This is a genomic window from Reyranella sp., from assembly GCF_965279465.1.
GTDB lineage: Bacteria > Pseudomonadota > Alphaproteobacteria > Reyranellales > Reyranellaceae > Reyranella.
Map to the genome: position 1 here is coordinate 2,430,599 of NZ_OZ257242.1, position 25,489 is coordinate 2,456,087.

Annotated in this window: 22 protein-coding genes; 8 read left to right on the plus strand and 14 right to left on the minus strand. The window is 66.7% G+C overall.

Annotated elements, in window-relative coordinates:
* Positions 1-7 precede the first annotated feature (7 nt).
* The 4 genes from ACQY8M_RS11920 to ACQY8M_RS11935 are packed head-to-tail and all read right to left on the minus strand — an operon-like array spanning position 8 to position 3,516.
* Complete coding sequence (locus ACQY8M_RS11920; RefSeq protein WP_428672151.1) at positions 8-862, minus strand: branched-chain amino acid ABC transporter permease; 855 nt, start codon at positions 860-862, stop codon at positions 8-10.
* Positions 859-1,590: an ABC transporter ATP-binding protein gene (locus ACQY8M_RS11925; protein ID WP_428672153.1), complete on the minus strand. Its 732-nt coding sequence runs from the start codon at positions 1,588-1,590 to the stop codon at positions 859-861. Before ACQY8M_RS11925 ends, ACQY8M_RS11920 begins: the two co-directional genes overlap by 4 nt.
* A complete protein-coding gene (locus ACQY8M_RS11930) occupies positions 1,587-2,348 on the minus strand; it encodes an ABC transporter ATP-binding protein (protein WP_428672155.1) in 762 nt (253 codons plus the stop codon). Before ACQY8M_RS11930 ends, ACQY8M_RS11925 begins: the two co-directional genes overlap by 4 nt.
* 1 nt (position 2,349) lies before the next feature.
* A complete protein-coding gene (locus ACQY8M_RS11935; protein WP_428672157.1) occupies positions 2,350-3,516 on the minus strand; it encodes an ABC transporter substrate-binding protein in 1,167 nt (388 codons plus the stop codon).
* Positions 3,517-3,819: 303 nt separating this feature from the next.
* Between ACQY8M_RS11935 and ACQY8M_RS11940 the strand changes: the two genes are divergently transcribed.
* Together ACQY8M_RS11940 and ACQY8M_RS11945 are read left to right on the plus strand one after the other, a co-directional pair.
* The gene (locus tag ACQY8M_RS11940; protein WP_428672159.1) at positions 3,820-4,824 is read left to right on the plus strand and encodes an aldo/keto reductase; all 1,005 of its coding nucleotides are present in this window, start codon (positions 3,820-3,822) and stop codon (positions 4,822-4,824) included.
* Positions 4,825-5,264: 440 nt separating this feature from the next.
* Positions 5,265-7,127: a tetratricopeptide repeat protein gene (locus ACQY8M_RS11945; RefSeq protein ID WP_428672161.1), complete on the plus strand. Its 1,863-nt coding sequence runs from the start codon at positions 5,265-5,267 to the stop codon at positions 7,125-7,127.
* Positions 7,128-7,132: 5 nt separating this feature from the next.
* Here the strand turns inward: ACQY8M_RS11945 and ACQY8M_RS11950 are convergent, their stop codons facing one another.
* Positions 7,133-7,582, minus strand: a complete 450-nt coding sequence (locus ACQY8M_RS11950) for a YHS domain-containing (seleno)protein (RefSeq protein ID WP_428672163.1) — start codon at positions 7,580-7,582, stop codon at positions 7,133-7,135.
* Between the two features lie 163 nt (positions 7,583-7,745).
* A complete protein-coding gene (ybaL, locus tag ACQY8M_RS11955; RefSeq protein WP_428672165.1) occupies positions 7,746-9,359 on the minus strand; it encodes a YbaL family putative K(+) efflux transporter in 1,614 nt (537 codons plus the stop codon).
* 130 nt (positions 9,360-9,489) lie between these two features.
* Between ybaL and ACQY8M_RS11960 the strand changes: the two genes are divergently transcribed.
* Complete coding sequence (locus ACQY8M_RS11960) at positions 9,490-9,681, plus strand: hypothetical protein (protein WP_428672166.1); 192 nt, start codon at positions 9,490-9,492, stop codon at positions 9,679-9,681.
* Between the two features lie 147 nt (positions 9,682-9,828).
* The gene (locus ACQY8M_RS11965) at positions 9,829-10,788 is read left to right on the plus strand and encodes a Bug family tripartite tricarboxylate transporter substrate binding protein (protein WP_428672168.1); all 960 of its coding nucleotides are present in this window, start codon (positions 9,829-9,831) and stop codon (positions 10,786-10,788) included.
* Positions 10,789-10,791: 3 nt separating this feature from the next.
* On the opposite strand, the gene ACQY8M_RS11970 is transcribed toward ACQY8M_RS11965, so the two are convergent.
* Positions 10,792-11,952, minus strand: a complete 1,161-nt coding sequence (locus ACQY8M_RS11970) for a mandelate racemase/muconate lactonizing enzyme family protein (RefSeq protein WP_428672170.1) — start codon at positions 11,950-11,952, stop codon at positions 10,792-10,794.
* A 33-nt stretch (positions 11,953-11,985) separates the two neighbouring features.
* A complete protein-coding gene (locus ACQY8M_RS11975) occupies positions 11,986-12,321 on the minus strand; it encodes a response regulator (protein ID WP_428672172.1) in 336 nt (111 codons plus the stop codon).
* On the opposite strand from ACQY8M_RS11975, the gene ACQY8M_RS11980 reads away from it, so the two are divergent.
* Both ACQY8M_RS11980 and ACQY8M_RS11985 read left to right on the plus strand, forming a co-directional pair.
* Positions 12,314-13,003, plus strand: a complete 690-nt coding sequence (locus ACQY8M_RS11980; protein WP_428672174.1) for a biliverdin-producing heme oxygenase — start codon at positions 12,314-12,316, stop codon at positions 13,001-13,003. The genes ACQY8M_RS11975 and ACQY8M_RS11980 overlap by 8 nt on opposite strands.
* Positions 12,996-15,536, plus strand: coding sequence for an HWE histidine kinase domain-containing protein (locus tag ACQY8M_RS11985; protein ID WP_428672176.1), 2,541 nt, complete (start codon positions 12,996-12,998; stop codon positions 15,534-15,536). The genes ACQY8M_RS11980 and ACQY8M_RS11985 overlap by 8 nt, the downstream gene beginning before the upstream one ends.
* 43 nt (positions 15,537-15,579) lie before the next feature.
* On the opposite strand, the gene ACQY8M_RS11990 is transcribed toward ACQY8M_RS11985, so the two are convergent.
* The 4 genes from ACQY8M_RS11990 to ACQY8M_RS12005 all read right to left on the minus strand — a co-directional run bounded on the left by ACQY8M_RS11990 (position 15,580) and on the right by ACQY8M_RS12005 (position 20,623).
* A complete protein-coding gene (locus ACQY8M_RS11990; RefSeq protein ID WP_428672178.1) occupies positions 15,580-16,797 on the minus strand; it encodes an MFS transporter in 1,218 nt (405 codons plus the stop codon).
* Positions 16,784-17,989: an MFS transporter gene (locus ACQY8M_RS11995; protein ID WP_428672180.1), complete on the minus strand. Its 1,206-nt coding sequence runs from the start codon at positions 17,987-17,989 to the stop codon at positions 16,784-16,786. The genes ACQY8M_RS11990 and ACQY8M_RS11995 overlap by 14 nt, the downstream gene beginning before the upstream one ends.
* Positions 17,990-18,002: 13 nt before the next feature.
* Positions 18,003-18,953 carry an SMP-30/gluconolactonase/LRE family protein gene (locus ACQY8M_RS12000; RefSeq protein WP_428672182.1) on the minus strand — a complete coding sequence of 317 codons (951 nt, stop codon included), beginning with the start codon at positions 18,951-18,953 and terminating at the stop codon, positions 18,003-18,005.
* Positions 18,954-19,144: 191 nt separating this feature from the next.
* On the minus strand, positions 19,145-20,623 hold the full coding sequence (locus ACQY8M_RS12005) for a helix-turn-helix domain-containing protein (protein WP_428672184.1): 1,479 nt from the start codon (positions 20,621-20,623) through the stop codon (positions 19,145-19,147).
* A 168-nt stretch (positions 20,624-20,791) separates the two neighbouring features.
* Between ACQY8M_RS12005 and ACQY8M_RS12010 the strand changes: the two genes are divergently transcribed.
* Positions 20,792-21,094 carry a DUF1330 domain-containing protein gene (locus ACQY8M_RS12010; RefSeq protein ID WP_428672186.1) on the plus strand — a complete coding sequence of 101 codons (303 nt, stop codon included), beginning with the start codon at positions 20,792-20,794 and terminating at the stop codon, positions 21,092-21,094.
* Positions 21,095-21,144: 50 nt separating this feature from the next.
* On the plus strand, positions 21,145-21,627 hold the full coding sequence (locus ACQY8M_RS12015; RefSeq protein WP_428672188.1) for a GFA family protein: 483 nt from the start codon (positions 21,145-21,147) through the stop codon (positions 21,625-21,627).
* Between the two features lie 125 nt (positions 21,628-21,752).
* Here ACQY8M_RS12015 and ACQY8M_RS12020 read toward each other — a convergent pair whose 3' ends face one another.
* Positions 21,753-23,411: a hydantoinase B/oxoprolinase family protein gene (locus ACQY8M_RS12020; protein WP_428672190.1), complete on the minus strand. Its 1,659-nt coding sequence runs from the start codon at positions 23,409-23,411 to the stop codon at positions 21,753-21,755.
* Complete coding sequence (locus ACQY8M_RS12025; protein ID WP_428675351.1) at positions 23,408-25,486, minus strand: hydantoinase/oxoprolinase family protein; 2,079 nt, start codon at positions 25,484-25,486, stop codon at positions 23,408-23,410. Before ACQY8M_RS12025 ends, ACQY8M_RS12020 begins: the two co-directional genes overlap by 4 nt.
* Positions 25,487-25,489: the final 3 nt, after the last annotated feature.

A 25,489-nucleotide genomic window follows, 5' to 3' on the forward strand; every position in this document is an offset into this window, starting at 1 on the left:
GCCGTCCTCACCGAGCGCCGAGGCCGCGCGGCCGCGCCGCCAACACCACGAGCAAGACCAGGAACGCAGCCGCCGTGGTGTAGGCGGGCGAGACCAGCGCCCCGAACAGTGCGGTGAACATGCCGAGGCCGAGGCCGGCCAGCAGGCTGCCGCCGACGCTGCCGATGCCCCCGAGCACGACGACCACGAAAGTCAGGATCACCTCGTCGAAGCCCATGCTGGCGAGGATCGGGCTGCGCGGCGCCACCAGGCCGGCACCGAGCGCCACCGCGGCGCATTCGAAGACGAAGACGCCGATGTAAACGCGTGCGGCATCGATGCCGAAGAGCTGGGCCAGCTTGGGATCTTCGGCGACCGAGCGCACCAGGGCGCCGAGACGGGTGCGGTTGAGCACCAGCCACAGCGCGCCAAACAGCAGCAGCGTACAGGCCAGTGTAAGGACGTCCTGGCAGGTGAACCAAACGTCGCCAAACCGGATTTCGCTGGTCTGCAGCGGGCTGATGAAGCGCTCGGGATTGCCGCCGAAGATTCGCGCCGCCCCGCCCTGGAAGACATAGCCGAAGCCCAGCGTGACAATCATCAGGCTGGTGAGGTTCTGCTGCATGACAAGCCGCAGCATCATGACCTGCAGCATGACGCCCAGCAGGCCGAGCGCCAGCACCGCGATCGGCACGGCGAGAAAGTAGTTTACGCCGAGCTTTGCCATCACGGCCCAGGCGATGAAGGCGGCCAGCATGTAGAGCTGGCCATGGGCGAAGTTCACCAGACGCGCCGCGCCCAGCAGCACCGTCCAGCCGATCGCGATCAGCGCGTAACCGGAGCCCAGCACCAGGCCGTTGATGAGCTGCTGCGCGAGGTTCATGCGGTGAGGCTTCCAAGATACGCTTCGAGGATGCGCGGATCGTCCTTCATCGACGCCGCCGGCCCCTTGGCCACGACCTTGCCGCGCTCCAGCAGATAGAGCTCGTCGACCAGTTCGAGGGTGGCGCGCACATTCTGCTCGACCAGCAGCAGCGACAGGCCGCGATCGACCAGCTTGCGCATCGTGTCGAGCAGCTCGTAGACCAGCCGCGGCGCCAGGCCCGCCGACGGCTCGTCGAGCAGCAGAACCTTCGGTGCAGCGCGCAGCGCGCGGCTCACCGCCACCATCTGCCGCTCGCCGCCGGACAGCATGCCGCCCTTGTGCTGTCGCCGTTCGGCGAGCCGCGGGAACAGCTCGTGGATCTCTTCCATCGTGAAGAGATGCCGGCCGGTCGTGTCGGCCGGCGGCTTCACCAGCGCCAGATTCTCGGTGACCGTGAGGTCGGCGAAGATGCCCTTGCCTTCCGGCACCAGCACCAGCCCGTGCGCGGCGCGGCGATGCGGCGGCAGCCCGTCCATGCTCTCGCCGGCGAGCCGCACCGTGCCGCGCACCTGGGGCGCGCCGCGCGACCAGCCCGCGAGGGCATTGATCAGCGTGCTCTTGCCCGCGCCGTTTGCGCCGACCATGCCGATCATCTTGCCCGCGGGCACGGTGACATCGACGCCGTCGACCGCGAGGTTGCCGCCATAGCGGACGGAGATCCCGGCAGCGTCGAGCGCGTTTGTCATGCCGCGCGCCCGAGATAGGCTTCCAGCACGGCGGCATTGCGCTGGACTTCCGCCGGCGTGCCTTCAGCCAGCTTGCGGCCCTGGTCGATCACCACGATTCGATCGGCAATGGCCATGATCAGGTCCATGTGATGCTCGATCACCACGACGGCAACACCCCGGCGGCGCAGCTCGACCAGCAGGTCGGCCAGCCGTTGCATGTCGGTGCCGCCGGTGCCCGCCGCCGGCTCGTCGATCAGCAGCGCCCGTGCTCCCGCTCCGTAGGCGAGCACCACCGACAGTAACCGCTGCGTGCCGTAAGCGATGTCGCCTGGCCGTTTGCCGTGGTCGTCGGGTCCGATGCCGAAGGACGTCAGAAGTTCGGCGGCGGCGGCTTCGGCGCGCCGGCGTGTGGCGCGTTCCTGCCACGGCAGGGCGATCGAGCGCGGCAGCGACGTCGAATGCTCGCGCAGCATCGCCGCCATCGCGTTCTCGAGCAGGGTCAGCTCGCCAAAGAAAGCGTTCTGCTGGAAGGTGCGGCGCAGGCCGCGCCGTGCCAGCACGTGCGTCGGCAGGGCGGTGACGTCCTCGTCGGCGAGCCGGACCGTGCCATCGCGGCGCACGGCATGGGTGACGGCTGCGAAGCACGAGCTCTTGCCGGCACCGTTCGGCCCGATGATGCCCAGGATCTCGCCCGCTTCGACCTGCCACGACATGTCTGAGAGCGCGGTCAGCGCCCCGTAGCGTACGGTCAGCTTGTCGACGCGAAGAAGCGCCAAGCTACTTCAAGACCTCGAGCTTGGCGGTCTTGCCGTCGGTGACCTTGAACAGGGTGGCCTTGTGCTGCGCCTGGCCGTTGGCCTCGAAGGTCATGTCGCCGAAGATCGTGCCCTTGATCGTCTGGCCACGGATCGCGCCGGCCACGGTCTTGCGGTCGAGGCTCTTGGTCGCATTGGCCGCGCTCGCCCAGCACATGAGGGCTTGGGCGCCGATCGCGTCGCCCTTGTCCGGGGCGTGGGTGTGAGCCCTCTTGAAGGCGGCGACGAAATCGAGGTTCTCCTTGATGCCGTCGAACGGCGGCAGGTCGGAAAAGTAGATGTCGGCCGAGACTACGCCGGTCATCGCCTCGCCGGCGATCCTGAAGACCGTCGGCAGGATGGTGCCGACCGCACCGACGAAGGTGCCCTCGATGCCGGCCTGGCGGTACTGCTGGATCAGCGCCGGCATGCCCGAGGATTCGGCGGCATTGATCGCGACCACGGCATCCGGCTTGGCCTGCTTGACGTTGGCCAGGCTGACGCGGAAATCGGTCTGCTTGAACGGGAACTGCTCGACGACGACCTTCTCGAAGGGCTTGCCGATCTTCTTGAGCTCGGCCTCGATCACCGCCTGCGCGCCGTTGCCGTAGGCGTCGTTCTGTGACAGGAACCCGATCCGTTTGGCACCGAGATGATTGGCGAGGATATCCGCTATCACACCGCCGTCCTGCCCGTTCGAGCTGTTGATCCGGATGGCGAAGGGATTGGCCGTGCCGGCGAGGATCGGATCGGCCTTCGATACGGCTGTGATGTCGAGGATGTCGGCGCGCGCCAGCACCGGCTGCATGGCGAGCGTCACCGGGCTGTTCCAGCCCTCGATCACCAGCGCGACCTTCTCCGCCACCATCTCGTTGGCGCGGGTCACGCCGACGGCCGGGGTGCTTTCGTCGTCCTTGGCGACGACCACGATCTTGCGTCCCAGGACGCCGCCCTTGGCATTGATCATCTCGGCCGCGATCGAGACGGCATTGGCCACGCCCTGCCCGTTGGGACCGGCCGGGCCGGACAGCGGAACGATGACGCCGACCTTTATGGGTTCGCCCTGTGCGAGAGCGGGGATGCCCAGCGATACGGCGCTGGCGGCCGCACCGATGGTGAAATGGCGTCGCCCGAACCTGATCGCCGTCATGAATGCTTTCCCATCAATGGTCGTTTATTCATGGCAAGTTGCCGAGCGTCGACGGTGGTGTCAACGCGCTCGTGGCGCGGCTTCTGTCCGCCATGCCGCAGGATGAGATGCTTCGTCTATGCTGGGAACGACGGGAAATGAAGTCGATCATGCCGCAGATGCGCAGCCCTCTTGACGTCATGCGGGTACGGTAGAGGAGGCGGCAAGCCAGCTTTGTTCCTTGCCGGTGAGGAGTCTCCCTTCACCACGGGGTCGGTCCTGATGGTAGAAGGCGGCCGAAATGCCACCTGACCTGGAGATGACATGACTGTCACTGACACCAAAGCGTTACGCCAGCTCGCCGGCAGCAGCCTCGATGTTTTCCCGATCGGGCTCGGCTGCATGTCGCTCTCCGGCGCCTACGGCAAGAGTGACGACGCCGAGGGTATCCGTGTCATCCATCACGCGATCGATCACGGCGTGAACTTCCTCGATAGCTCCGACATGTACGGCTGGGGCCACAACGAGATCCTGATCGGCAAGGCGCTGGCCGGCGGCCTGCGCGACAAGGTCGTGCTCGCCACCAAGTTCGGCCAGACGCAAAAGCCGGGCGGGGCCAATGGCGTCAACGGCAGCGCGGCTTATGTGAAGGAGGCTTGTGACGCCAGCCTCAAGCGTCTCGGCGTCGACGTAATCGACCTCTATTACCAGCACCGTGTCGATCCCTCTGTGCCGATCGAGGAGACCGTCGGCGCGATGGGCGAGCTGGTGAAGGCCGGCAAGGTCCGGACCCTTGGGCTCAGCGAAGCCAAGCCAGAGACGATTCGCCGCGCGCACAGGACGCACCCGATCACCGCGGTGCAGAGCGAATACTCTCTGCTCTATCGCAAGGATGCCGAGACCACGCTCAAGACGACGCGGGCGCTCGGCATTTCCTTCGTTGCCTATTCACCGCTCGGGCGCAGCCTGCTGACCGGCGCGGTGAGGCAATTATCCGACATCCCGGAAGGCGACGGGCGCGGCCGTCATCCGCGCTTCGCCGCCGACAATCTTGCGCGCAATCTTCAACTCGTGGCCAGGGTCGAGGCGATGGCGAACTCCAAGGGTTGCACGGCCGGCCAGGTCGCGCTCGCCTGGCTGCTGGCACAGGGCATGGATATCGTGCCGATCCCCGGCACCAAGCGCACGGCACGCGTCGATGAGAATATCGGTGCCCTCGATGTCGTCTTGTCGGCCGACGAGGTGGCCAGCCTTGCCGCGGCGATTCCGCCCGGCGCGGCAGCGGGCACCCGCTATGCCGAAGCACAGATGAGGGCAGTCTATCTCTAGGAGGCTGCGGGTCGGACCAACGAGACGTATGGAAGATCTCTCATGCTCTTTCTTGTCATCCTGAGCGCAGGGAAGGATCTCACCGAACGATCGGACGCGGGCCGCGGAGTTGGCGCCAGGTCCTTTGCGCTCAGAGTTTGTGAATTTATTGGCCAGCGATGAAATGACCGGTCTGGCAACCCTCCCGCCTCATCCTGAGGAGCGTAGCGCAGCGGAGCGTCTCGAAGGATGGCGACTCGAAAGGACGTGGCAACGGTGCTGGAAACACGGGAGTTCAGCAAGGTCATGCGCGTTGCCACCCTTCGAGACGCTCCGCTGCGCTGCGCTCCTCAGGGTGAGGCAAGTGGGTGGCGAGATCGTCATTGAGTCGCGACGTCGACTTTTTCACAAGCTCTCAGGACGACAGAAAACGAGCCCGCCTTCCAGCGCATCGGGCCGGGATGACGGTGATCGCTGAGACCGATTCCGGCACCCGGCGGCTCGCCACCATCCTGTTTGCGGACGTGGCGGGCTACAGCCGGATGATGCGCGCCGACGAGGAGCAGACGCTGGTCGATCTGCGCGCGCATCTCGCGGAGCTGGTGGCGCCGGTGGTCGCGCGTTTCCATGGCCGGATCGTCAAGACAGTCGGCGACGGCGTAATGGTCGAGTTCGGCAGTGCCGTCGAGGCCATGCGCTCGGCAGTCGAGCTGCAACGCGGCATGGTCGAGCGCAACGCCGATCTGCCGGCCAATCGCCGCCAGACCTTTCGCATCGGTCTGCATCTCGGCGACGTGATCATCGCCGACGAGGACGTGTTCGGCGACACGGTGAATGTTGCCGCGCGCCTTCAGGGGCTGGCCGAGCCGGGCTCGATCGTTCTGTCGCGCAGCGTCCACGACCAGGTGCGCGACAAGCTCTCGCTGCCGTTCCGCGATCTCGGGTCGCGCGGATTGAAAAATCTCGACCGGCCGCTGCAGGTCTATGCCGTGGACGGCGACGCTGCGGTCCGGCCGGGGCGGCGGCGCTGGCTCTTGGCCGGCCTCGCCGCGGCGGTCCTGCTGATCGTCGTGGGTGCCGCACTGCTGCTCGTGCCCCGGTTCCATCTTGCGACCTCGAGGACGGAGACAGCGCGCGACAGCACGGAAAGCGGGCTTTCGGTCGCGGTCTTGCTGTTCACCAATCAGAGCGGCGACCCGACACAGGATTATTTCGCCGACGGTCTCACCGAGGACATCACCCGCGCGCTCGGGCGGTTCCGGCCTCTTACCGTGCTGGCCTATGGAGCCGTGCTGCCCTACCGCAACAAGCAGCTGGCGCCGATGGAGTTGGGGAAAGCCCTTAACGCCCGCTTCCTGGTGGCCGGCAGCGTGCGCCGCATGGGGGAGCGGGTGCGGGTCACGGTCCAGCTCACCGATGCCGCCAGCGGCACCCAGCTTTGGGCCGAGCATTACGACGATCAGCTCACCGACATCTTCGAGGTCCAGGAACGGATCGCTCGCCGGGTCGCCGGCACGCTGGCGACGAACCTGCAGCAGATCGCCCTGGCACGAAGCCTGCGCAAGCCGACCGCCAGCCTCGACGCCTACGACCTGGTGCTGCGCGCCCGCGCCGAGGGCAACGAGTCGACGCGTGCCGGCAACCGCATGGCGCGCGAGCTGCTCGAGCGGGTGATCAAATTGGCGCCGACCTATGCCGACGCGCAGGCCGAGCTCGCCGAGGCGACCTTCCAGCGCGCCGTCTACGGCTGGTCGGAGTTCGCGCAACAGGATGTCGAGGCGGCGATCCGGTTGGCGCAGAAGGCGCTCGAGATCGACGAGGAGAACGTGCTGGCGCACAGCGTGCTGGCGCGGGCCTATACGGTGCAGCAGAAGTACGACCTCGGCCTGGCCGAGTCCGAGCGTGCCCTGCAGATCAATCCCAGCGATTCCGAAGTGCTGGCGACGCGCGCCGCGGTGCTGCTGTGGACCGGGCAAATCGACGAATCGATCGCCGCTGGCGAGCTGGCCGGGCGGCTGAACGGTAACCTCGGGCCCGAACCGGCGCTCAATCTTGGCCTCGCCTACATGCTCAAGCGCCGCTATGCCGATGCGGTCGTCCTGCTCGAGGCGGCGCGCACGCGTTATCCTGCGTATTCGACGCTCGATTTTCCTCTCGCCGGCGCCTATGCCGAGCTCGGCCGTGCCGATGACGCGAAAGCGGCACTGGAGCAGGGCCAGCGCAAGGATCCCTATCTCGACCTCGCGGGCTTCGGCACACGCTTCCAGGATCCGGCGCTGAAGCGCCGAATCGGGGAGAGCCTGCGCAAGGCCGGCCTCAAGTGACGGCGCTATTGCGTCGCCGACGCCTTCAATGATCTCAGGTGAGCGGCAGCCTTGGCTGCCGTCTCCGCGGGCGCCTTGGTGAAGTTCTGCATTCCGCGTTCCCCGGCAAAAACATAGAGATTGCCGTTGGAGATCACCCAGTTGTGCGGGTCCGATTCCCGCTTCACGCCGTTCGACAGGTTCATTGCGCACAGGCCGCCGAACTGCGGCGCATATTTGTCCGGGCTGGACTTGAACATCTCGCGATGCACGGCGTTGGCGAAGCGGTAGCGCTGGCCGTCCCACAGCAGCTCGAATTGCTCGAGGCCGGGCGTCGGCTTGGCTTCGGTGAAGTAGGCGACCGGATCGTAGCCCTTGAGCGCCAGCGGCGCGGCTTCGGCGAGCAGGGGCTCGTTCGCGGCGATGAGAATCGTGGCGAAGGCGGCGATCCGAAATGCAGTGCGACGCGTTACCATGCAAATCTCCCGGAGATCATCGGAATGATGCCCCTGAATGAGGCCGCAGCTGGGCAACATATGAATATCCGTTCAACGATCCGCAACCGCCTCCGTCTCCGCGCCCCCAGCGCATCGCTTCTTTTCATGGAATGGCGCGGTCCCGGCCAGGATCAGAGTTGATTCAGCTTTCGGCGGCGCGTTCCAGCATGCGTTCGGCGATCTCGCGTTCGCCCAGCACGACGAGGGTGGCGCCCAGCCCTGAGAGATGCTCGACGGCTGCGTCCGAATGGGCGCGTGCCAGAATGTCGATCGAAGGGTTGGTCTTGCGCGCCTGTTGCACCACCTGGCCGGCTTCGAACGGCTCGGGGATGGTGACGAACAGCCGCCGTGCCTGCTTGAGGTTGGCGGCGGCGAGGATCTCGGGGTCGGCGGCGTTGCCCGTGAAAACCTCGGCGCCGTCCCGGCGCGCTTTTTCCAGGCTGTCCTCGCTGGTCTCGATCACCACCATCCTGGCGCCGCTCCGGGCGAGCGCAGCACCGACGAGGGATCCGACTCGCCCGTAACCTACCAGCACGTCGTGGTCCGACAGGGTGGTCGGCGTCAGCGGCTCCGCCGGTTCCGTCGCATCGGGGATGCCGCCCTCGGGGTGCGGCCGACGGACGAGCAAGGCGAACAGCAGGGGGTTGAGCACGATCGAGATGATGGCGCCGCCCAGGATCAGGTCGCGCGCCAGCGGCGGAATAAGCTCGATGTCGATGGCGAGTCCGATCAGGATGAACGAGAATTCGCCGATCTGGGCCCGGCCCGCTGCGACGGCGAGCGCAGTAGTATCGGACAGCTTGAAAGCCCGTACGATGGCCCAGGCGAGGGCGCCCTTGCCGACGACGATGATCGCCACGGTCGCCGCCAGCGCGATCGGCGCTTCGACGAACACGTGCGGATTGAACAGCATGCCGACCGATACGAAGAACAGCACCGCGAAGGCATCGCGCAGCGGCAACGCTTCCTCGGTCGCTTGCTGGCTGAGGTTGCTTTCCCCCATCACCATGCCGGCGAAGAAGGCGCCGAGCGCGAACGACACGTCGAACATCTTCGCTGCACCGAACGCGACACCGATGGCTATGGCGTAGACGGCGAGCCGAAACAGCTCACGCGAGCCGGTATGCGCGGTGTAGTGCATCAGCCACGGGATCACGCGACGGCCCACCACCAGCATCACCGTCACGAAGATGCTCACCTTGACCAGCGTGATCAGCAGCTGGAAGACCATGCGGCTGAGCGGCACCGAGTCGTTCGAAGCCACCATGGCGGCGGTCGGCAGCAGCACCAGCGCCAGGACCATGATGAGGTCCTCGACGATCAACCAGCCAACCGCGATGCGGCCGCGTTCGGTATCGAGCAGGCGACGGTCCTGGAAGGCGCGTACCATGACGACAGTGCTGGCGACCGACAGGGCGAGGCCGAACACGAGGCCTGCCTGCCATGACCAGCCCAGCAGGCGGGCAAGGACCGCGCCCATCAGGGTAGCGATAATGATCTGGATGATGGTTCCGGGCACGACGATGCGCGCCACCGACATCAGGTCCTTGAGGGAGAAATGCAGCCCGACGCCGAACATCAGCAGGATAACGCCGATCTCGGCCAGCTCGGCGGCGAGACTCAGGTCGGCAGTGAAGCCCGGCGTGAATGGACCGACGACGATGCCGGCGATCAGATACCCGACCAGCGGCTGGATGCGCAGGCGATGGGCTAGCAACCCGAACACATAGGCCAGCATCAAGCCGGCCGCGATCATGGAAATCAGGGGTGTATGATGTTCGGGTATCGCCTCTTCTCCCCGCCGCGCGCTTCGATGTGGCCCGGTAGACAATCATTTCAATCGTCGACGGGCTCTTTGATATTGGCGGGGAAATGGGAGGGATGGAATGAAATTCGCGAGACGCAGCCTGTTGGCGGCAGGTGCGGCGATGCCTGGCGTTCCAAGGGCGGCGCCCGGCCTCAACGAGCTGATGGGCGGCAGCCGCGACCTCTACACCGACCAGCTCTCGACCCTTCTGCCGCACATCGGGAGCGGCAAGCTGATCGCCAGGCTGAACGAGGCGGTACCTTCGCCTTGAAGGACGACGCGGTGCGCAGCCGGTTTGCGGAACTGGTGCGATCACGCGGTAGACGACGCCCGAGCAATGTTCCGACATGCTGGAGGCCGACGGGGAGAACCTCGTGCCTCTGGTCCAGTCGGGCCTGTTGAAACCGGAGTAGATCACATGAGTCTCAAGAGACGCGGATTCATCGGAGCGGGTGCGCTGGCGCTTGCCGGGACGGCGCGAGCGGACACATTTCCGTCGAAGCCGATCCGCTGGGTCATCCCCTTCGCGCCGGGCGGCAACTACGACGTCACCTCGCGCATCGTGGCCGATCCGATGGGCCGCCAGCTCGGTCAGACGGTGCTGATCGACAACCGTCCCGGCGCCGGCGGCGTGGTCGGCCTCGATGCTGCGGTCGCCGCCCCGGCCGACGGCTACACGATCGTGATGGCGAGCTTCACCGTCGGCTACGTGGCGCCGATCTTTGCCGGCAAGCAGCAGATGCTGCAGGTGCTGGCGCCGATCAGCATCCTGACCACCGCGCCGACCTTGGTGGTGGCGCGGCCCGACCGCTTCCCCGACATGAAGGCGCTGCTGGCCGAGGCCAAGGCCAAGCCGGGCACGGTGACGATGGGCCATTCCGGCAACGGCACCACCAACCATGTCGCCATCCTGCGCCTGCAGCTCAACGAGCAGGTCAAGTTCAACATCATCCCCTATCGGGGGTCGGGCCCCGGCATTGCCGACCTGTTGGCGGGCAACGTCGATTGCTTCGCCGACCAGCTCACCAGCTCGATGCCGCACATCCAGTCGGGCAAGCTGCGGCCGCTGATGAACTTCGGTCTGGAGAAAATCCCCGACCTTCCTGCGGTGCCGACTCTCAAGGAGGTCGGCTGCACGCCGTTCGAAGGCGGCACGACGGCCGGCGTGTTCGTTCGGCTCGAGACGCCGAAGCCGATCGTCGAGCGGCTGAATGCCGGCGTGATCGCCGGGCTGAAGGACGAAACTGCCAACAAGCGGCTGCGAGAGCTCGGCGCGATCGTCCGGCCGTCCACGCCCGAGCAGTTCACCGAAGTTCTGAAGTCCGACGAAGCCAACGTGTCGGAACTGCTGCAGAAGGGATTGCTCAAGCCCGACTGACCGTCAAGCGACTTCCTTCATCACCGCCCAGAGGTCGGCCTTGCGCTCGAAGCCGATCCCAGGTGCGTCCGGCAGGGCAACCCGGCCGTCGACCACGGGGCAATCGTCGGCGAAACCGCCGAACGGCGCGAAGACCTGCGGATAGGACTCGTTGCCGCCGCATTGCAGGCCGACGGCGATGTTGAGCGCGAACTGGTGGCCGCCGTGCGGCACGCAGCGCCGCGGCGACCAGCCGTTGGCCTTCAGCATGTCTACCGTGCGCAGGTACTCGACCAGGCCGTAGCTTAGCGCCGGGTCGAACTGAAGGATGTCGCGGTCAGGGCGCAGGCCGCCATGGCGGATCAGGTTGCGTGCGTCCTGCATCGAGAACAGGTTCTCGCCGGTCGCCAGCGGCTGGCCGTACTCGGTCGCCAGCGCGGCATGGGCGAGATAGTCGAGCGGATCGAGCGGCTCCTCGTACCAGCGCAGACCGTAGCCCTGGATCGCCTTGCCGAACTCGATCGCCGTGATCAGGTCGAACTTGCCGTTGACGTCGACCGCCAGCCGCTCGCCCGCACCGACGATCTTCAGCACCGCCTCGATGCGCTTGAGATCTTCAGCGAGCGGCACGCCGCCCACCTTCATCTTCACGCAGGAGTAGCCCAGGCCGAGATAATACTTCATCTCGTCCTGCAGCGCTTCGAGGTCCTTGCCGGGGTAGTAGTAGCCGCCGGCGGCATAGACCCACGCCTTGTCGTCGTACTGGCCGCCGTTGTAGCGGTCGCTCAGCAGCTTCCACAGCGGGACACGCCGGGCCTTGGCGATGGCATCCCAGATCGCCATGTCGATCACGCCGACGGCGACCGAGCGCTCGCCGTGCCCGCCGGGCTTCTCGTTGGCCATCATCGCCTTCCAGCACTTGGCCGGATCGAGCAGACCGTCGCTGTCGAGCAGGGAATCGGGCTTGGCCTCCGACACGCGCTTGATGAAGCGCTCGTTCAGCAGCCCATGCTGCGCATAGCGGCCGTTGGAGTTGAAGCCGTAGCCAACCACCGGCTTGCCATCCACCTTTAAGTCAGTGACCACCGCCACGACCGAGGCGGTCATCTGGCTGAAGTCGATGTAGGCGTTGGCGATGCTGGAACGGATCGGCGAGACGATGTCGCGGATGGCGACGATGCGCATGGAGGAGTCCGGGCTGGGAAGGGTCCCGCCGTTCTACAGGTGCGCGCGAGCCGCCGCCAGCAGGGCCGGGGCTGCCACCGGTTTGCGCAGGAAGGGTGCTTCCGCGAGTTCCAGGGGGAGGCGGGACCGGTCGCTCGCCGACACGAACACGAACGGAATGCCCCGCTCGCGCAGCCGTTGAGCCACGCCGAACGTCTGGCCGTCGGTCACCGTGATATCGAGAAAGCCGAAATCCACATCGACGAAGGCCAACGCATCGCGCGCGCTGGCAGTCACGATAGGTGCGCATGCAAGATGATCTTCGACCAGGGCCGCCAGCTGGTCGGCCACGAAGGCGTCGTCTTCGACGATGAGGACGCGCTTGCTCATAACCCTCCAACGCTCCCTGTCGACGAAAGTTGCCGCAATAATAATCCTGCTTTCGACGGTGCCGCAGTATGGCATTTTGCGTTGGCCAAGTCCTATGCCAACCATCCCTTCGTCTACGCAACCGTCCGCGCGACGGATACTGCGTACCGCCACCGCCCACCTCCATGCCGAAGTCGACGCCCGCTTTGCCGGGTCCTTCGATGGCAGTTTGGCGGACTACACGGGCTTTTTGTCCGCCATGGCCGCCGTGCTGTTGCCGCTGGAGCGTGCGCTCGAGCGCGCCTCTGTCCACATGACCGTGCCCGACTGGGATGAGCGCCGACGTGCCTTCTTGCTGCTGGACGACCTGCAAGGGCTCGGGGCCACACCGCCGCGTGAGCTCGATCCGCCCTCGGTCGAGGGCGAAGCCCGTCAGCTCGGCGTCGTCTACGTGCTCGAGGGCTCTCGGATCGGCGGCAAGCTGTTGTTGCGGCGTGCGCTCGGCCATCCCGATGCGCGCGTGCGAACGGCCACGCGGTATCTTTCGCACGGCGCCGGCCGGGATCTATGGTCGAGCTTCCTGCTGCGCCTCGAGTCATCGCCGGCAGTGAGCAGCGCACCGGACGAAGCCGTGGCCGGCGCCCGGGCGGCCTTCGCCCTGTTCGGCGATCGTGCGGGCCATGATCGTGTGGCCCATGGCTGAGCCGGTTATCGCTTCCGTCGATCTCACCAACTGCGACCGCGAGCCGATCCATCTGTTGGGCTCGGTCCAGCCGTTCGGTTTCCTGATCGCTGTCTCCATCGCCGACTGGACGGTGATGCGGGCCTCGCGCAACGTCTTCGACTGGATCGGCGTGACGCCTGACAGGTTCTTGGGACGACCGCTCGACCAGTTCTTCACCCACGACGCAATCCACAGCATCCGTGGCTATCTCCAGACCGCGGTCTTCACCAACGCCGTCGCGCGGGCCTTCTCGGTGCCGATACTGGCCGACGGTTCGCGCTTCGACCTCGCCGTGCATGTGGTGGGCGATACGGTGGTGATCGAATGCGAACCCTGCATCGCGGAGCAGAGCGTCAATTCGGGCGCGTTGGTCCGGGCCATGATCGCACGACTGCAGCAGACGCCCGATCTCCGCACCTTCTACCGGGTGGCCGCGCGCGAGATGCGGGGCCTGACCAATTTCGACCGGGTGATGATCTATCGCTTCGATCACGACGGCTCGGGCGAGGTGATTGCCGAGGCCGCGCGTGGCGGGCTCGAATCGTATCTCGGCTTGCACTATCCCGCATCGGACATCCCCCGGCAGGCGCGCGTCCTCTACGAGCGCAACTGGCTGCGCATCATTCCCGACATCGGGGCGAAGCCCTCGCCGGTCGAACCGGCGCTCGACGCTGCCGGCCAGCCGCTCGATCTCTCGATGAGCGTGCTGCGCTCGGTCTCGCCGATCCACATCGAGTACCTGCAGAACATGGGCGTCGGCGCCTCCATGTCGGTTTCGATACTGCGCGAGGGCAAGCTGTGGGGCCTGTTCGCCTGCCACCACTATGGCACGCATCTCGTTCCGTTCGAGCGCCGCACCGCCGCGGAGCTGTTCGGCCAGATGTTCTCGCTCCTCATGGAAAGCCGGGAGCGCGACAGCGAGGCGAGCTATGAGGCGCGCGCGCGCAAGCGGCACAACCAGCTCGTCACCGTGATGGCGGGCGAGGCGACCCGCTTCGAGAGCATCGTGGCGCATCTCGACGAGATCGCCGACCTGCTGGCGTGCGACGGCATCGGCGTGTCGGTCTCGGGGCGCGCCACCCTGCAGGGCATGACGCCGACCGTCGAGCAGTTCACCGGCCTGGTCGGCCATCTCAACGGGCAGGAGATCGCCGAGGTCCATGCCACGCACGAGATCGGCGCGGCCTATCCGCCGGCGCGGCAGTTCGCCGACAAGGCGTCCGGCATGCTGGCCGTGCCGCTGTCGCGGCCGGCGCGCGACTACCTGGTGTTCTTCCGCAAGGAGGTGACCCGCACCGTCAACTGGGCGGGCGATCCCAGCAAGCCGGTCACGATCGGTCCGCTCGGCGCCCGGCTCACGCCGCGCAAGAGCTTCGAGCTGTGGCGCGAGACGGTGCAGGGCCAGTCGATCCCCTGGCAGCCGGTCGATATCCGCATCGCCGAAAGCCTGCGGGTCAGTCTGCTCGAGGTGATCCTGCGGCTGTCGGACATCACCGAGGTCGAGCGGCGCCGGGCGCAGGAGCGGCAGGAGATCCTGATCGCCGAGCTGAACCATCGCGTCCGCAACATCCTCGGCCTGATTCGCGGCATCATCTCGCAAAGCAAGGATCCGTCGCTGACCATCGAGGGTTTCACCGACGTGGTCGGCGGCCGCATCCAGGCGCTGGCGCGGGCCCATGACCAGATCACCGCCGACAACTGGCAACCGGCCTCGTTTCGAGGCCTGGTGACGGCGGAAGCCGGCGCTTATCTCGGCGGCAAGGCCAACCGGGTGCGGATCGCCGGCCCCGAGGTGCTGCTCGAGCCGCAGGGCTTCACGACCGTGGCGCTCGTGATCCACGAGCTGATGACCAATTCGGCCAAGTACGGCGCGCTGAGCGACAGCCGCGGCCACATCGACATCGACACCTCGCTCGACCCGTTGCGCCGCCTGCATATCGATTGGCGCGAAAGCGGCGGCCCGCCGGTCAAGCCGCCGACGCGGCGAGGTTTTGGCACGACGGTGATCGAGCGTTCGATCCCCTATGACCTGAAAGGCGAGGCAAAAGTGGACTACGCATCATCGGGCGTGCGCGCTGGCTTCATCATTCCGTCGACCTACGTGCGGGCCGCTCCAGGAACGGCGGTCGCCGCGCCCGAAAAGGCCGCGCCGCCGCCGACAGCCGCCGATCTGCCGAAGGACGTGTTGATCGTCGAGGACAACATGATCATTGCGCTCGATGCCGAGGACATGGTGCGCCGGATCGGCGTTCCATCGGTCCGCACCGCGGCCAGCGTCGCGCAGGCGATGGCGACGATCGATGTGCACACGCCGGACTACGCCCTGCTCGACATCAATCTCGGCACCGAAACCAGCTTTGCCGTCGCCGAGCGCCTGGCTGGGATGGGCGTCCCCTTCGCATTCACGACCGGCTATGGCGAGGACATCGCCTTTCCGCCCAAGCTGTTGGGCGTGGCACGCGTGCGGAAGCCCTACACCGGCGACGCCCTGACGGCGGTGCTGCGCCGATAAGGTCGTTTGAGCTTCCGGCTAAGAGCTTCACGACATCGAGGAATCAGGCGACGGCGGGCCGGCGCATCTGGCGGCTGAGCAGCCACCAGGCGATGGCGGCGTTCAGCACGTTCCAGGCGATCCCGTTGATGAAGGCGGCCCGGTAGGATCCGGTGATGTCGAACATCACGCCGCCCATCCAGCCGCCCAGCGCCATGCCGACGATGGTCGACGAGACGGTGAGGCCGACCCGCGACGCCGCCTCGCGCGGGGGGAAATACTCGCGCACGATGATCGCGTACGACGGCACGATGCCGCCCTGGAACAGGCCGAACAGCGCCGAGGCGAGATAGAGTGAGAACAGCGAGTCGGACAATAGATAGAAGACCAGCGCCACGCATTGCAGTGTCGAACCGATCAGCAAGGTCATCGCGCCGCCGACCCGGTCCGCGAGCCAGCCCGTGGCGACCCGGCTGACGATGCCGAAGCCCAGCATCAGCGACAGCATTTCAGCGCCGCGTGCCACGCCGTAGCCGAGGTCCGAGCAGTAGGCGACGATGTGGACTTGCGGCATCGACATGGCGACGCAGCAGGACAGGCCGGCGACGATGAGCAGTGTCTGCAGCGCACGGGGCGACAGGCCGAGTGCGGCCAGCGACTGGTTCGCAACGGAGGCGGCGTGCGCGGCGTCATGGTCGGGCGCCCGGCGCTTCAACGTCAGCGCCAGCGGGATCATGGTGAGAAAGCAGAGCACCGCTGCCGAGCCGTAGGTCACCCGCCAGCCATGATGCTGGATCATCAAGCCGACGATGGGCGGCCAGATTGCGCCCGCGAGGTAGTTGCCCGACGCGGCGATGGCGACGGCGAGGCCGCGCCGTTTTTCGAACCAGTGCGATATGTCGGCGACCAGCGGCGCGAAGGTGGCGGCGGCGCTGAAGCCGACCAGCACCTGGGCCGCGGCGAACAGGGCCAGCGTGGGGGCGAGAGCCGCCAGCGCGAAGCCTGCGGAAAGCCCGAGCGCGCTCACGATCGAGACGAAGACGATGCCGCGCCGGTCGACCAGACGTCCGGTCACGACGCCGCCGGCGAAGAAGCCCAGCATGTTCAGCGAGTAGGCGAAGGAGATGTCGGCGCGGCTGACGCCGAGGTCGGCCTGCACCGCGGGCATCGCGACCGCCAGAGCCCACATGCCGATGCCGCCCAGAGTGCTGAGCAGCACGCTGGCGGCGAGCCGCCGCCAGGCGTAGGCCGAATCGATTCCCGACGCGCTATGCATAGACATTCCGCCTTGTCTGACGCGCCAGCAGCCACCAGATCATCGCGCCGTTGAGCACGTTCCAGGCGATGCCGTTGATGAAGGCGGCGCGATATGAGCCGGTGAGATCGAACAGGGCGCCGCCCATCCATCCGCCCAGGGCCATGCCGACGATCGTTGCCGAGATGGCGATGCCGATGCGCATGCCAGCTTCCCGCGGCGGGAAATACTCTCGCACGATCATGCCGTAGGACGGGATGATGCCGCCCTGGACGAGCCCGAACAGGGTCGATACCAGGAAGAGCGAGGTCAGCCCGTCGAAGACGAGATAGAACAGCAGCGCGATCGCCTGGAGGGTCGAGCCCAGCAGCAAGGTGCGGATTCCGCCGACCCTGTCTGCGATCCAGCCCGACGCGATCCGGCTGATGACGCCGCCGGCACTCAGGATCGCCAGCATCTCCGCGCCGCGCGCCGGGCCATAGCCGAGGTCGACGCAGTAGGCGACGATATGGACCTGCGGCATCGCCATGGCGATGCAGCACGCAACACCGGCCACAGCGAGCAGCGCCTGAAGCGCGTTCGGCGACAGGCCGAGCGCCTGTGTCGAATGCGGTGCGGCGGACGTCGCTCCCCCCGCGGCATGCACCGGCGACGGGCGCATCAAGGCCAGGCAGCACGGCAACATGCCGGCCAGAATGATCCCGCCGACGATGACGTAGGCCGTGCGCCAATCGTAGGCGCGGGTAAGTCCCTCGACGATCTGGGGCCACAGCGCACCGCCGACGTAGTTGCCCGAGGCGCAGATCGCCATGGCGAGGCCGCGGCGCTTGAGGAACCAGTGCGAGATGTCGGCGACCAGCGACATGAACATCGCCGCCGAGCCGAAGCCGATCAAGACTCCCTGGACCAGGGCGAACACCCAGAAGACCGGTGCGAGCGCGGCCAGGAGGCAACCTGCGGCCAGCAGCAGGGTCGCCAGCAGCATGGTTGCGAAAGCCCCGCGCTTGTCGATCAGCTGGCCGAGCAGGATCGAGCCCGCGCCGAACCCGAGCATGGTCGTAGTGTAGGAGAAGGCGACATCGGCGCGCGAGATGCCGAAGTCGGCCTGGACCGCGGGGAAGACCACCACGACACCCCACATGCCGAAGCTGCCGAGCATGCTCATGGCAGCACTGGCGGCCAGTCGCCACCAGGCGTACCGCGAATCGACACCGGACATTGAACTTGCCGGATCAGCCGCCGAGCGCACCCTGCGTGTTGACGTAGAGCGCGTAGAGCGAATGGCTGGCGGCGATGAACAGCCGGTTGCGGTAGCGGCCGCCGAAGCAGAGGTTGGCGGCGCGCTCCGGCAGGGAAATATGGCCGATCGGCTTGCCTTCCGGATCGAAGATGCGCACGCCATCGAGCTCGTCCGAGCCCATGCCCCAGCCGCACCACAGGTTGCCGTCGACATCCACACGGAAGCCGTCGGGCGAGCCGCCCGGCCCGGCGTCGATCAAGACCTTGCCGTTGGCCAGCCTGGTGCCGTTATCGATCACATCATAGACCATGATCGTGCGGCGAGGCTCGGCGCGTGAACCCACGACATAAAGCTTCTTCTCGTCGGGCGAGAAGGCGAGCCCGTTGGGCCCCGGCACCTCGTCGGTCATCATGGCAAGCTTCCCGGTCGTCGCGTCGAGACGATAGACGGCGGGTGTGTTCTCGCTCTCGTCCTTGTGGCCCTCGTAGTAGCCCAGGATGCCGAAGGTCGGATCGGTGAACCACACCGAATGGTCGGACTTCACCACCACGTCGTTGGGCGAGTTGAGCTTCTTGCCGTTGTAGCTGTCCGCCAGCACGGTGATCGAGCCGTCATACTCGGTGCGCACCACGCGGCGGGTGTCGTGCTCGCAGCCGACCAGCCGTCCATAACGGTCGCGCGTGTGGCCGTTGGCGTTGTTCGACGGCTTGCGGAAGGTCGAGACGACACCCGTCTCCTCGTCCCAGCGCAGGATGCGGTTGTTGGGAATGTCGCTCCACAGAAGGCAGCGGTTGTCGCCGAGATAAACCGGTCCCTCGGACCAGCGGCAGCCGGTGTAGAGCCGCTCGACCGACGCCAGCGGCAGGCGATACTTGTTGAACGCCGGATCGAGCACGCGCACCGCCGGATCGGGGTATCGCTCGTTGGGCTGCCAGCTCGTCATGTCGTGTCCCCTCCGATTGTTGGCGCGGATGCTAGGGCTTCCCGGCTACGCGAGGGAAGAGGGAGCAGCCGTATTTTCGCTTATGGCTGCAATGACTGAGGAAGATGTCGGGAGATATCCATGACGTCACGAAGGATACGAGCAGCTTCGATTCGCTCTCCATCGCCCGCCTATGGCGCAATGTGCCCGGCTCAGTCCGGCAGGCCCGCCGCGCGCAGCGCTGCGATCCAGGCTTCCGCCGTCGCCTCGTTGCGATTGTGGCGGCGAACGAACTCGGGGCGGATGCGATGCTCGGGAAACACCTTCAGCAACTGCGCTATCTGTTCCTTCGCATCGTCGATACGGCCGAGATCGACCAGAGCAACGGTTGCTGCACGATATCCGGCCGGCAATCTCGGCAGCGACATGATCGCCCGCTGTGCCCAGACCAGGGCCTCTTGCGGACGGCCGGCATCGCGATAGGCCACGCCGAGCCCGGCTTCGCAGTATCCCAGGAACGGATCGCGCGGACTGAGCCGCAGGGCACGGGTGAAGGGTTCTATTGCGGCGGCAGGATTGCCGGCGATGCACTGGATCCAGCCATTGTGCTGGAGGGCCAGAAAGCCGCTCGGATTGAGCGTGAGCGCGCGCTGCGAGGCTGCCAAGGCCGTCTCGATGCTCCCGCCCATCGAGGAAATGACGGTCGCGGCGATGCTCGCGGCTTCCCAATCGTCTCTGCACGCGGCAAGCGCGGCATGCGCCAGCCTCAACGCCTCCGCCCGTGCGACGGGGTCGTCTTCCTTGCCCGACTGGAGGTGCTGGATGCACAGGCCGCGCAGCGCGAGTGCGCGCGCGAAGTTCGGGTCGAGCACGATCGCCTGCCGTGTCAGCTCCATGGTGACAAGCAGGCTGTCGGGTGACAGGCTCCTGAAAGCCACCAAGCCCCGCATGTAAAGGTCGTATGCATCGAGGCTCGTCGTCGGCTTGCGCAGGCTGCGGTCGATTTCAGCCTCGCGCAGGTTCGGCTCGACAGCCCCGGCAACCTGCCACGCCACCGCGTCATGCAGGGCGAAGATGTCGTCGAGCGTGCCGTCGAACCTGTCCGCCCAGATGTGCACGCCCGATCCGGCATCGATGAGCTGTGCGGCGATGCGCACACGGCTTGCGATCCTGCGCACCGATCCCTTGAGCACGTAGCGCACGCCGAGCTCGCGTCCGACCAGCTTCACGTCGGTATGCTTGTCCTTGTAGGTGAAGCTCGAATTGCGTGCGATCACGAAGAGCCAACGCAGCCGGCAGAGCGCAGTGGTGATCTCCTCGACCACACCGTCGGCAAAGTAGTCCTGCTCGGGGTCATCGCTCAGGTTGGTGAACGGCAGCACGGCGATCGAAGGGTGCGCCGGCAATGCGAGCTCCGGTTCGCCGCCTGCTGCAGCATCGCCCAGGCCGAGACGCACCGCAAATGCAGGAGCGGCGAGATCCCAGTCGATGCGTGCGAAGCCCAGCCTGTGGCGCCCGACCACCTCGGTGAGCAGCGTAAGATTGTGGTCGGTCGGCACCTGCCCGCCAGATGCCCAGCGGCTGACAACGGACTTGTCTACCCCGACGGCCTGGGCCACTCGCACGCGACTGAGATTGCAGGCCTTCAGCACGAGGCCGAATTTGTGCGCGAAGTCCGAGACCGCTGCCATGCCGCCCCCACCCTCGACCAATCGCGCTCAGGATCGCCTTTGACGAATTGCCTCGCAACCCTTCGCATGCCGGCGCACCTGCTTGTCCTGACAGTCCCTGGTTGGGATCTCTTGAACCGACAGGGCGTCGCGCCGCCGGCGACGTCGTCCGGGCCACGGGGGACTGCAATGAGCGCCTACTACATTCTTACGCAGACGGTCATCGATCTGGAGAAATACACCCAGGCGTACATCGCCAAGGTCGTGCCGCTCCTCGCGAAGCACAAGGCCGAAGTGCTTGTTGCTGACTTTGATGCGAAGCCCCTGCAAGGCGATCCGGCCAAGAGTGTCGTCGTTATACGGTTCCCATCCGAACAGGCGATCCGGGACTTCCTGCACGATCCGGACTATCAGCCGATCCTCAAAGTGCGGATCAGCCTCACGAAGAATGGAAATGCAGTCATGGCGCCAGAGTTCACGATGCCGGACTGAAGGGCCAAGTCCACCAACCGACAACACTGCCACTTGGGGGGAGCGCATCCATGAATAAGGAAGCAACGGGCGGGTGCGCATGTGGTGCGATCCGTTACAGGTGCCGCGATAGGCCGATCGTCGAGCTGATCTGTCATTGTCGGGACTGCCAACGGGCGAGCGGCGGCGCCTCCGCCGCGGTGCTCCTGATAGCGAGCGATCGGGTAATCTTCGAAGGAGCGGACCAGGCCTTCCATGCTGTAACGACCGCCTCCGGGAACAGGCTTTCCCGCGGTTTCTGTCCCGCCTGTGGATCACCGGTCTCGGCCCGATGGGAAGGCGACTCGATCTACTCGAAGTTGCAGGCGCTTTATGCCGGCAGTCTCGATGATCCTTCGACGTTCTCCCCCACCGTCGAGGATTGGGTGTCGCGTGCGTATCCATGGCACACGTTTCATCCCGATACGCTGAAGTTCGGGGAGAGACCAACACCGCAGGCTGTTCGTGATCGAATCGTGGCTTATTTTGCGGCGAGGCAGCCATCGAGCGGCTGATTGCCATCCATGACCATCCGCCGATGTCGAGTGCCCGCGCATCCGTGCCAGACCGCGAGGACGCGTTCGGTGTCTGGTATCGGGCTGAAACAGGGCACGGCGGTGCACGGCCTTATGGGTCGGCCCTAGTCGCCGTCGACCCCATACACCGCCTTCGCTTGCTCTTCGCTCACCAGCCCGAGCTTGACGTCGCGCTTCACGGCGGCGCGGTCGCGCTTCTTCGGGTCGCCGAAGCCGCCGCCGCCGGGCATCTCGACCACGAGGCGCTCGCCGGCCGGGATCGTCTGGAAGCCCTTGGCCTTCATCACCTCGCCAGAGGCGAGCGACAGCCGGCCGTTGCCGCCGGGTTTGCCGCCGTCGCGGCCGCGGGCGGGATGCTTGACCCGCTCGAAGGTGGCGAAGATGCCGAACGGCGCGCCTTCGCGATGCTCGACCTCCATCACCTGGCCAAGCCCGCCGCGGCGCTCGCCGGGACCGCCCGAGTCGGGGCGGTATTCCTTCTTCCAGATGACCACCGGGGCGATCGTCTCGGTGATCTCGACCGGCACGTTGCGCACGCCCGACGGGAAGGGCGTCGCCGACAGGCCGTCGAGGCCCGGGCGCGCACCCGCGCCGCCAGAATGGAAAGTCGTTACCATGAATGGCCGGCTGTTGCCGATCGTGCCGGTCATGCCATGCCCGGCACCGAGCTTCAGGTTCCAGAGATTGCTGGTGCCCTCGGCCGGTACCCGGCCGGGCAGCGCCTGGTGCAGCGCGTCGTAGCAGACGTCGGGCAGCATGTGGCCGATCGTGCTGCGCGCGTTGACCGCCGCCGGATGCAGCGCGTTGACGATGGTGTTCTCGGGCGCGGTCACGAGGATCGAATCGAGCGTGCCGGCATTATTGGGGATAGTCGGCGCCACGACGCACTTGATGCCGAAGGCGGTGTAGGCCTCCGTGTAGCACATTGGCGAATTGATGCCGTAGATCGACGAGGCCGAGGTGCCGGCATAGTCGACCGCGATATGGTCGGCGTTGATCGTGACCGCCGCATGCAGGTCGATCGGCGCATCGTAGCCGTCGATCCGCATATGGCCCTTCCAGGTGCCGCGCGGCAGCTTGCCGATCGCCGCCACCATGCCGGCGCGGCTCTTGTCGATGATGTGCCGGCCGAGCTCGTCGAGATCGGCTATGCCGTGCTCGCGCATCATGTCCGAAAGCCGCCGTTCGCCGATCAGGTTGCAGCCGATCAGGGCATGGATGTCGCCCTCGACCTGAACCGCCTCGCGGACATTGGAGCGGATGATGCGCATCACGCTCTCGTCCATCCTGCCTTCGCGCATCAGCGGCAGCAGCGGCAGGAACAAACCCTCGTGATAGACCTGCCTTCCGTCGGGTGACTGGCCCAGCCCGCCGATATCGACCACGTGCGTGGTGCAGGAGAATAGCGCCACCAGCCTGCCGTCATGGAACGCCGGCGAGGTGACGACGATGTCGTAGAGATGGCCGGTGCCCTTCCATGGGTCGTTGGTGACGTAGGCATCGCCCGGTTTCATCGTCTCGACGGGAAACTCGCGGATGAAATGAATGACGCTGCGCGCCATCGAGTTCACGTGGCCCGGCGTGCCGGTGACGGCCTGGGCGAGCATCTGGCCCTCGAGATCGAACACGCCGGCCGAGATGTCGCCGGCCTCGCGCGCGCTGGTCGAGAAGGCGGTGCGCACCAGCGCGCGCGCCTGTTCCTCGACCACGGAGAGCAAGCGGTTCCACATCACCTGCAGTCGGATGTCGGCGGGAGCGCTCATGTCACGTCCTCCAGGACGATCTGGCCGACCGCATTCATGCGGGCGGAGAAACCCGTCGGCACGACGGTGGTCGTGCCATCCTCGACGATCAGTGCCGGTCCGTCGAGCCTCATGCCCGGTGCGAGGGCCTTGCGTTCATGGATGGCCGCTGTCTCGCGCGTGCCGGTGGCCGAATCGATCAGCTCGCGGTGTCCGCTCGCCGCCGGGGCCGTGAGCCGGGCGGGCTCGGCGGCGGGCTTGGGCAGTGGCCGCGCGGTCGCCAGCGACAGTGTCCAGGTCAGCGCCTCGACCTCGAGCTTGGGGATCACACGCCCGAATACGGCGGCGTAGGTTTCCTCGAAGCGCCGTCGCAGCTCGGCGACGGCGGTGCTGGAGAACGGCGTATTTGGCAACGGGACGGCGATCTCGTGACCTTGACCGCGATAGCGCATGAAGCCGTGGCGCGTTTCGACGAGATCCTCGGTCGGTGCGCCGGTCCGCACGACCGCTTCGGCCTCCTGGCGCATGGCGGCAAACAGCTCGTTGGCGGTCTTGGCGTCGAACTGGTCGAGCCGCAGGTGGCGCGTGCGGACAACTTCGTAGGCGATCGGCGCGCGCAGGAAGCCGAAGGCAGAGCCGACACCGGCGCCGACCGGCACCACGACTTTCTTCATGCCGAGCTTGCGGGCGAGCCGGGCGGCATGCAGCGGCGCCGCGCCGCCAAAGGCGATCAGCGTGCGCTCGGCCGTGTCCTTGCCGTTCTCGACCGCGTGCACGCGCGCGGCGCTGGCCATCGTCTCGTCGACGATCTCCGCCACGCCCACGGCGGCACCGGCGGCATCGGTCCGCAACGGCTTTGCGATGGCCTCGAGCGCCGCCGCGGCCTTGGCGGGATGGAGCGGGATCGCGCCGCCGGCGAAGCGCGCCGGGTCGAGCCGGCCCAGCATCGTGTCGGCGTCGGTGACGGTGGGCTCGGTGCCGCCGTTGCCGTAGCAGGCCGGGCCCGGCACGCTACCCGAGGAATCGGGGCCGACCTGGATGCGGCCCAGCGCGTCGATGCGCGCGATCGAGCCGCCGCCGGCACCGATCTCGACCAGCTCGATCACGGGAATGCGCACCGGCAGGCCGCTGCCCTGCACGAAGCGATAGGCGCGCGCGACCTCGAACTGGCGCGAGCGCTGCAGCTCGAGGCCGTCGAGCAGGGTGAGCTTGGCCGTCGTGCCGCCCATATCGAAGGCCACCGCCTTGTCGAGGCCGTTCTCGGCCGCAACCGTGAGCGCCAGGATCGCGCCGCCGGCCGGCCCCGACTCCACGAGCCGCACCGGATAGCGCCGTGCCGTGTCGACGGTGGTGATGCCGCCCGACGACATCATCAACAGCAGCGGACCGGCGATGCCCTCCTTCTTCAGGTCGGTCTCGAGCTGGCCGAGATAGCCCGCCATGCGCGGCAGCACATAGGCGTTGGCGATCGTCGTCGAGGCGCGCTCGTATTCGCGGATCTCGGGACAGACTTCGCACGACAGCGAGACCGCCACGCCGGGCAACTCCTCGGCGAGGATCTGGCCGGCGCGCCGCTCGTGCGCCTCGTTGGTGAAGCTGTGCAGGAAGCAGACGGCGACGGCTTCGACCTTCTCGCGCCGTAATTCGTCAGCGACGCGGCGCACCGCCGCCTCGTCGAGCGCCAGCAGCACGGCGCCGTCGGCGGCAACCCTTTCAGGCACGCCGAAGCGGAGGTCGCGCGGCACCAGCGGATCGGGCCGCTCCATGTAGATGTCGTACTGCTCGAAGCGATGCTCCCAGGCGATCTCCAGCGAATCGCGAAACCCCTCGGTGGTGAGCAGGGCGGTGCGCGCGCCCTTGCGCTCGATCAGCGCGTTGGTGGCGAGCGTCGTGCCGTGAACCACCAGCGCCACGTCGGACGCCGTGCACTTCGCCTCGGCCAGGACGCTGCGAACCCCCGCCATCACGGCGCGCTCGGGCGCATCGGGCGTGGTCAGCACCTTGATGGCGTGAGCACGCTCCGCCGTCTCGAGCACGAGGTCGGTGAAGGTGCCGCCGATATCGACGGCCAGTCGCGCTTGCATGCTATCCGTCAGCCT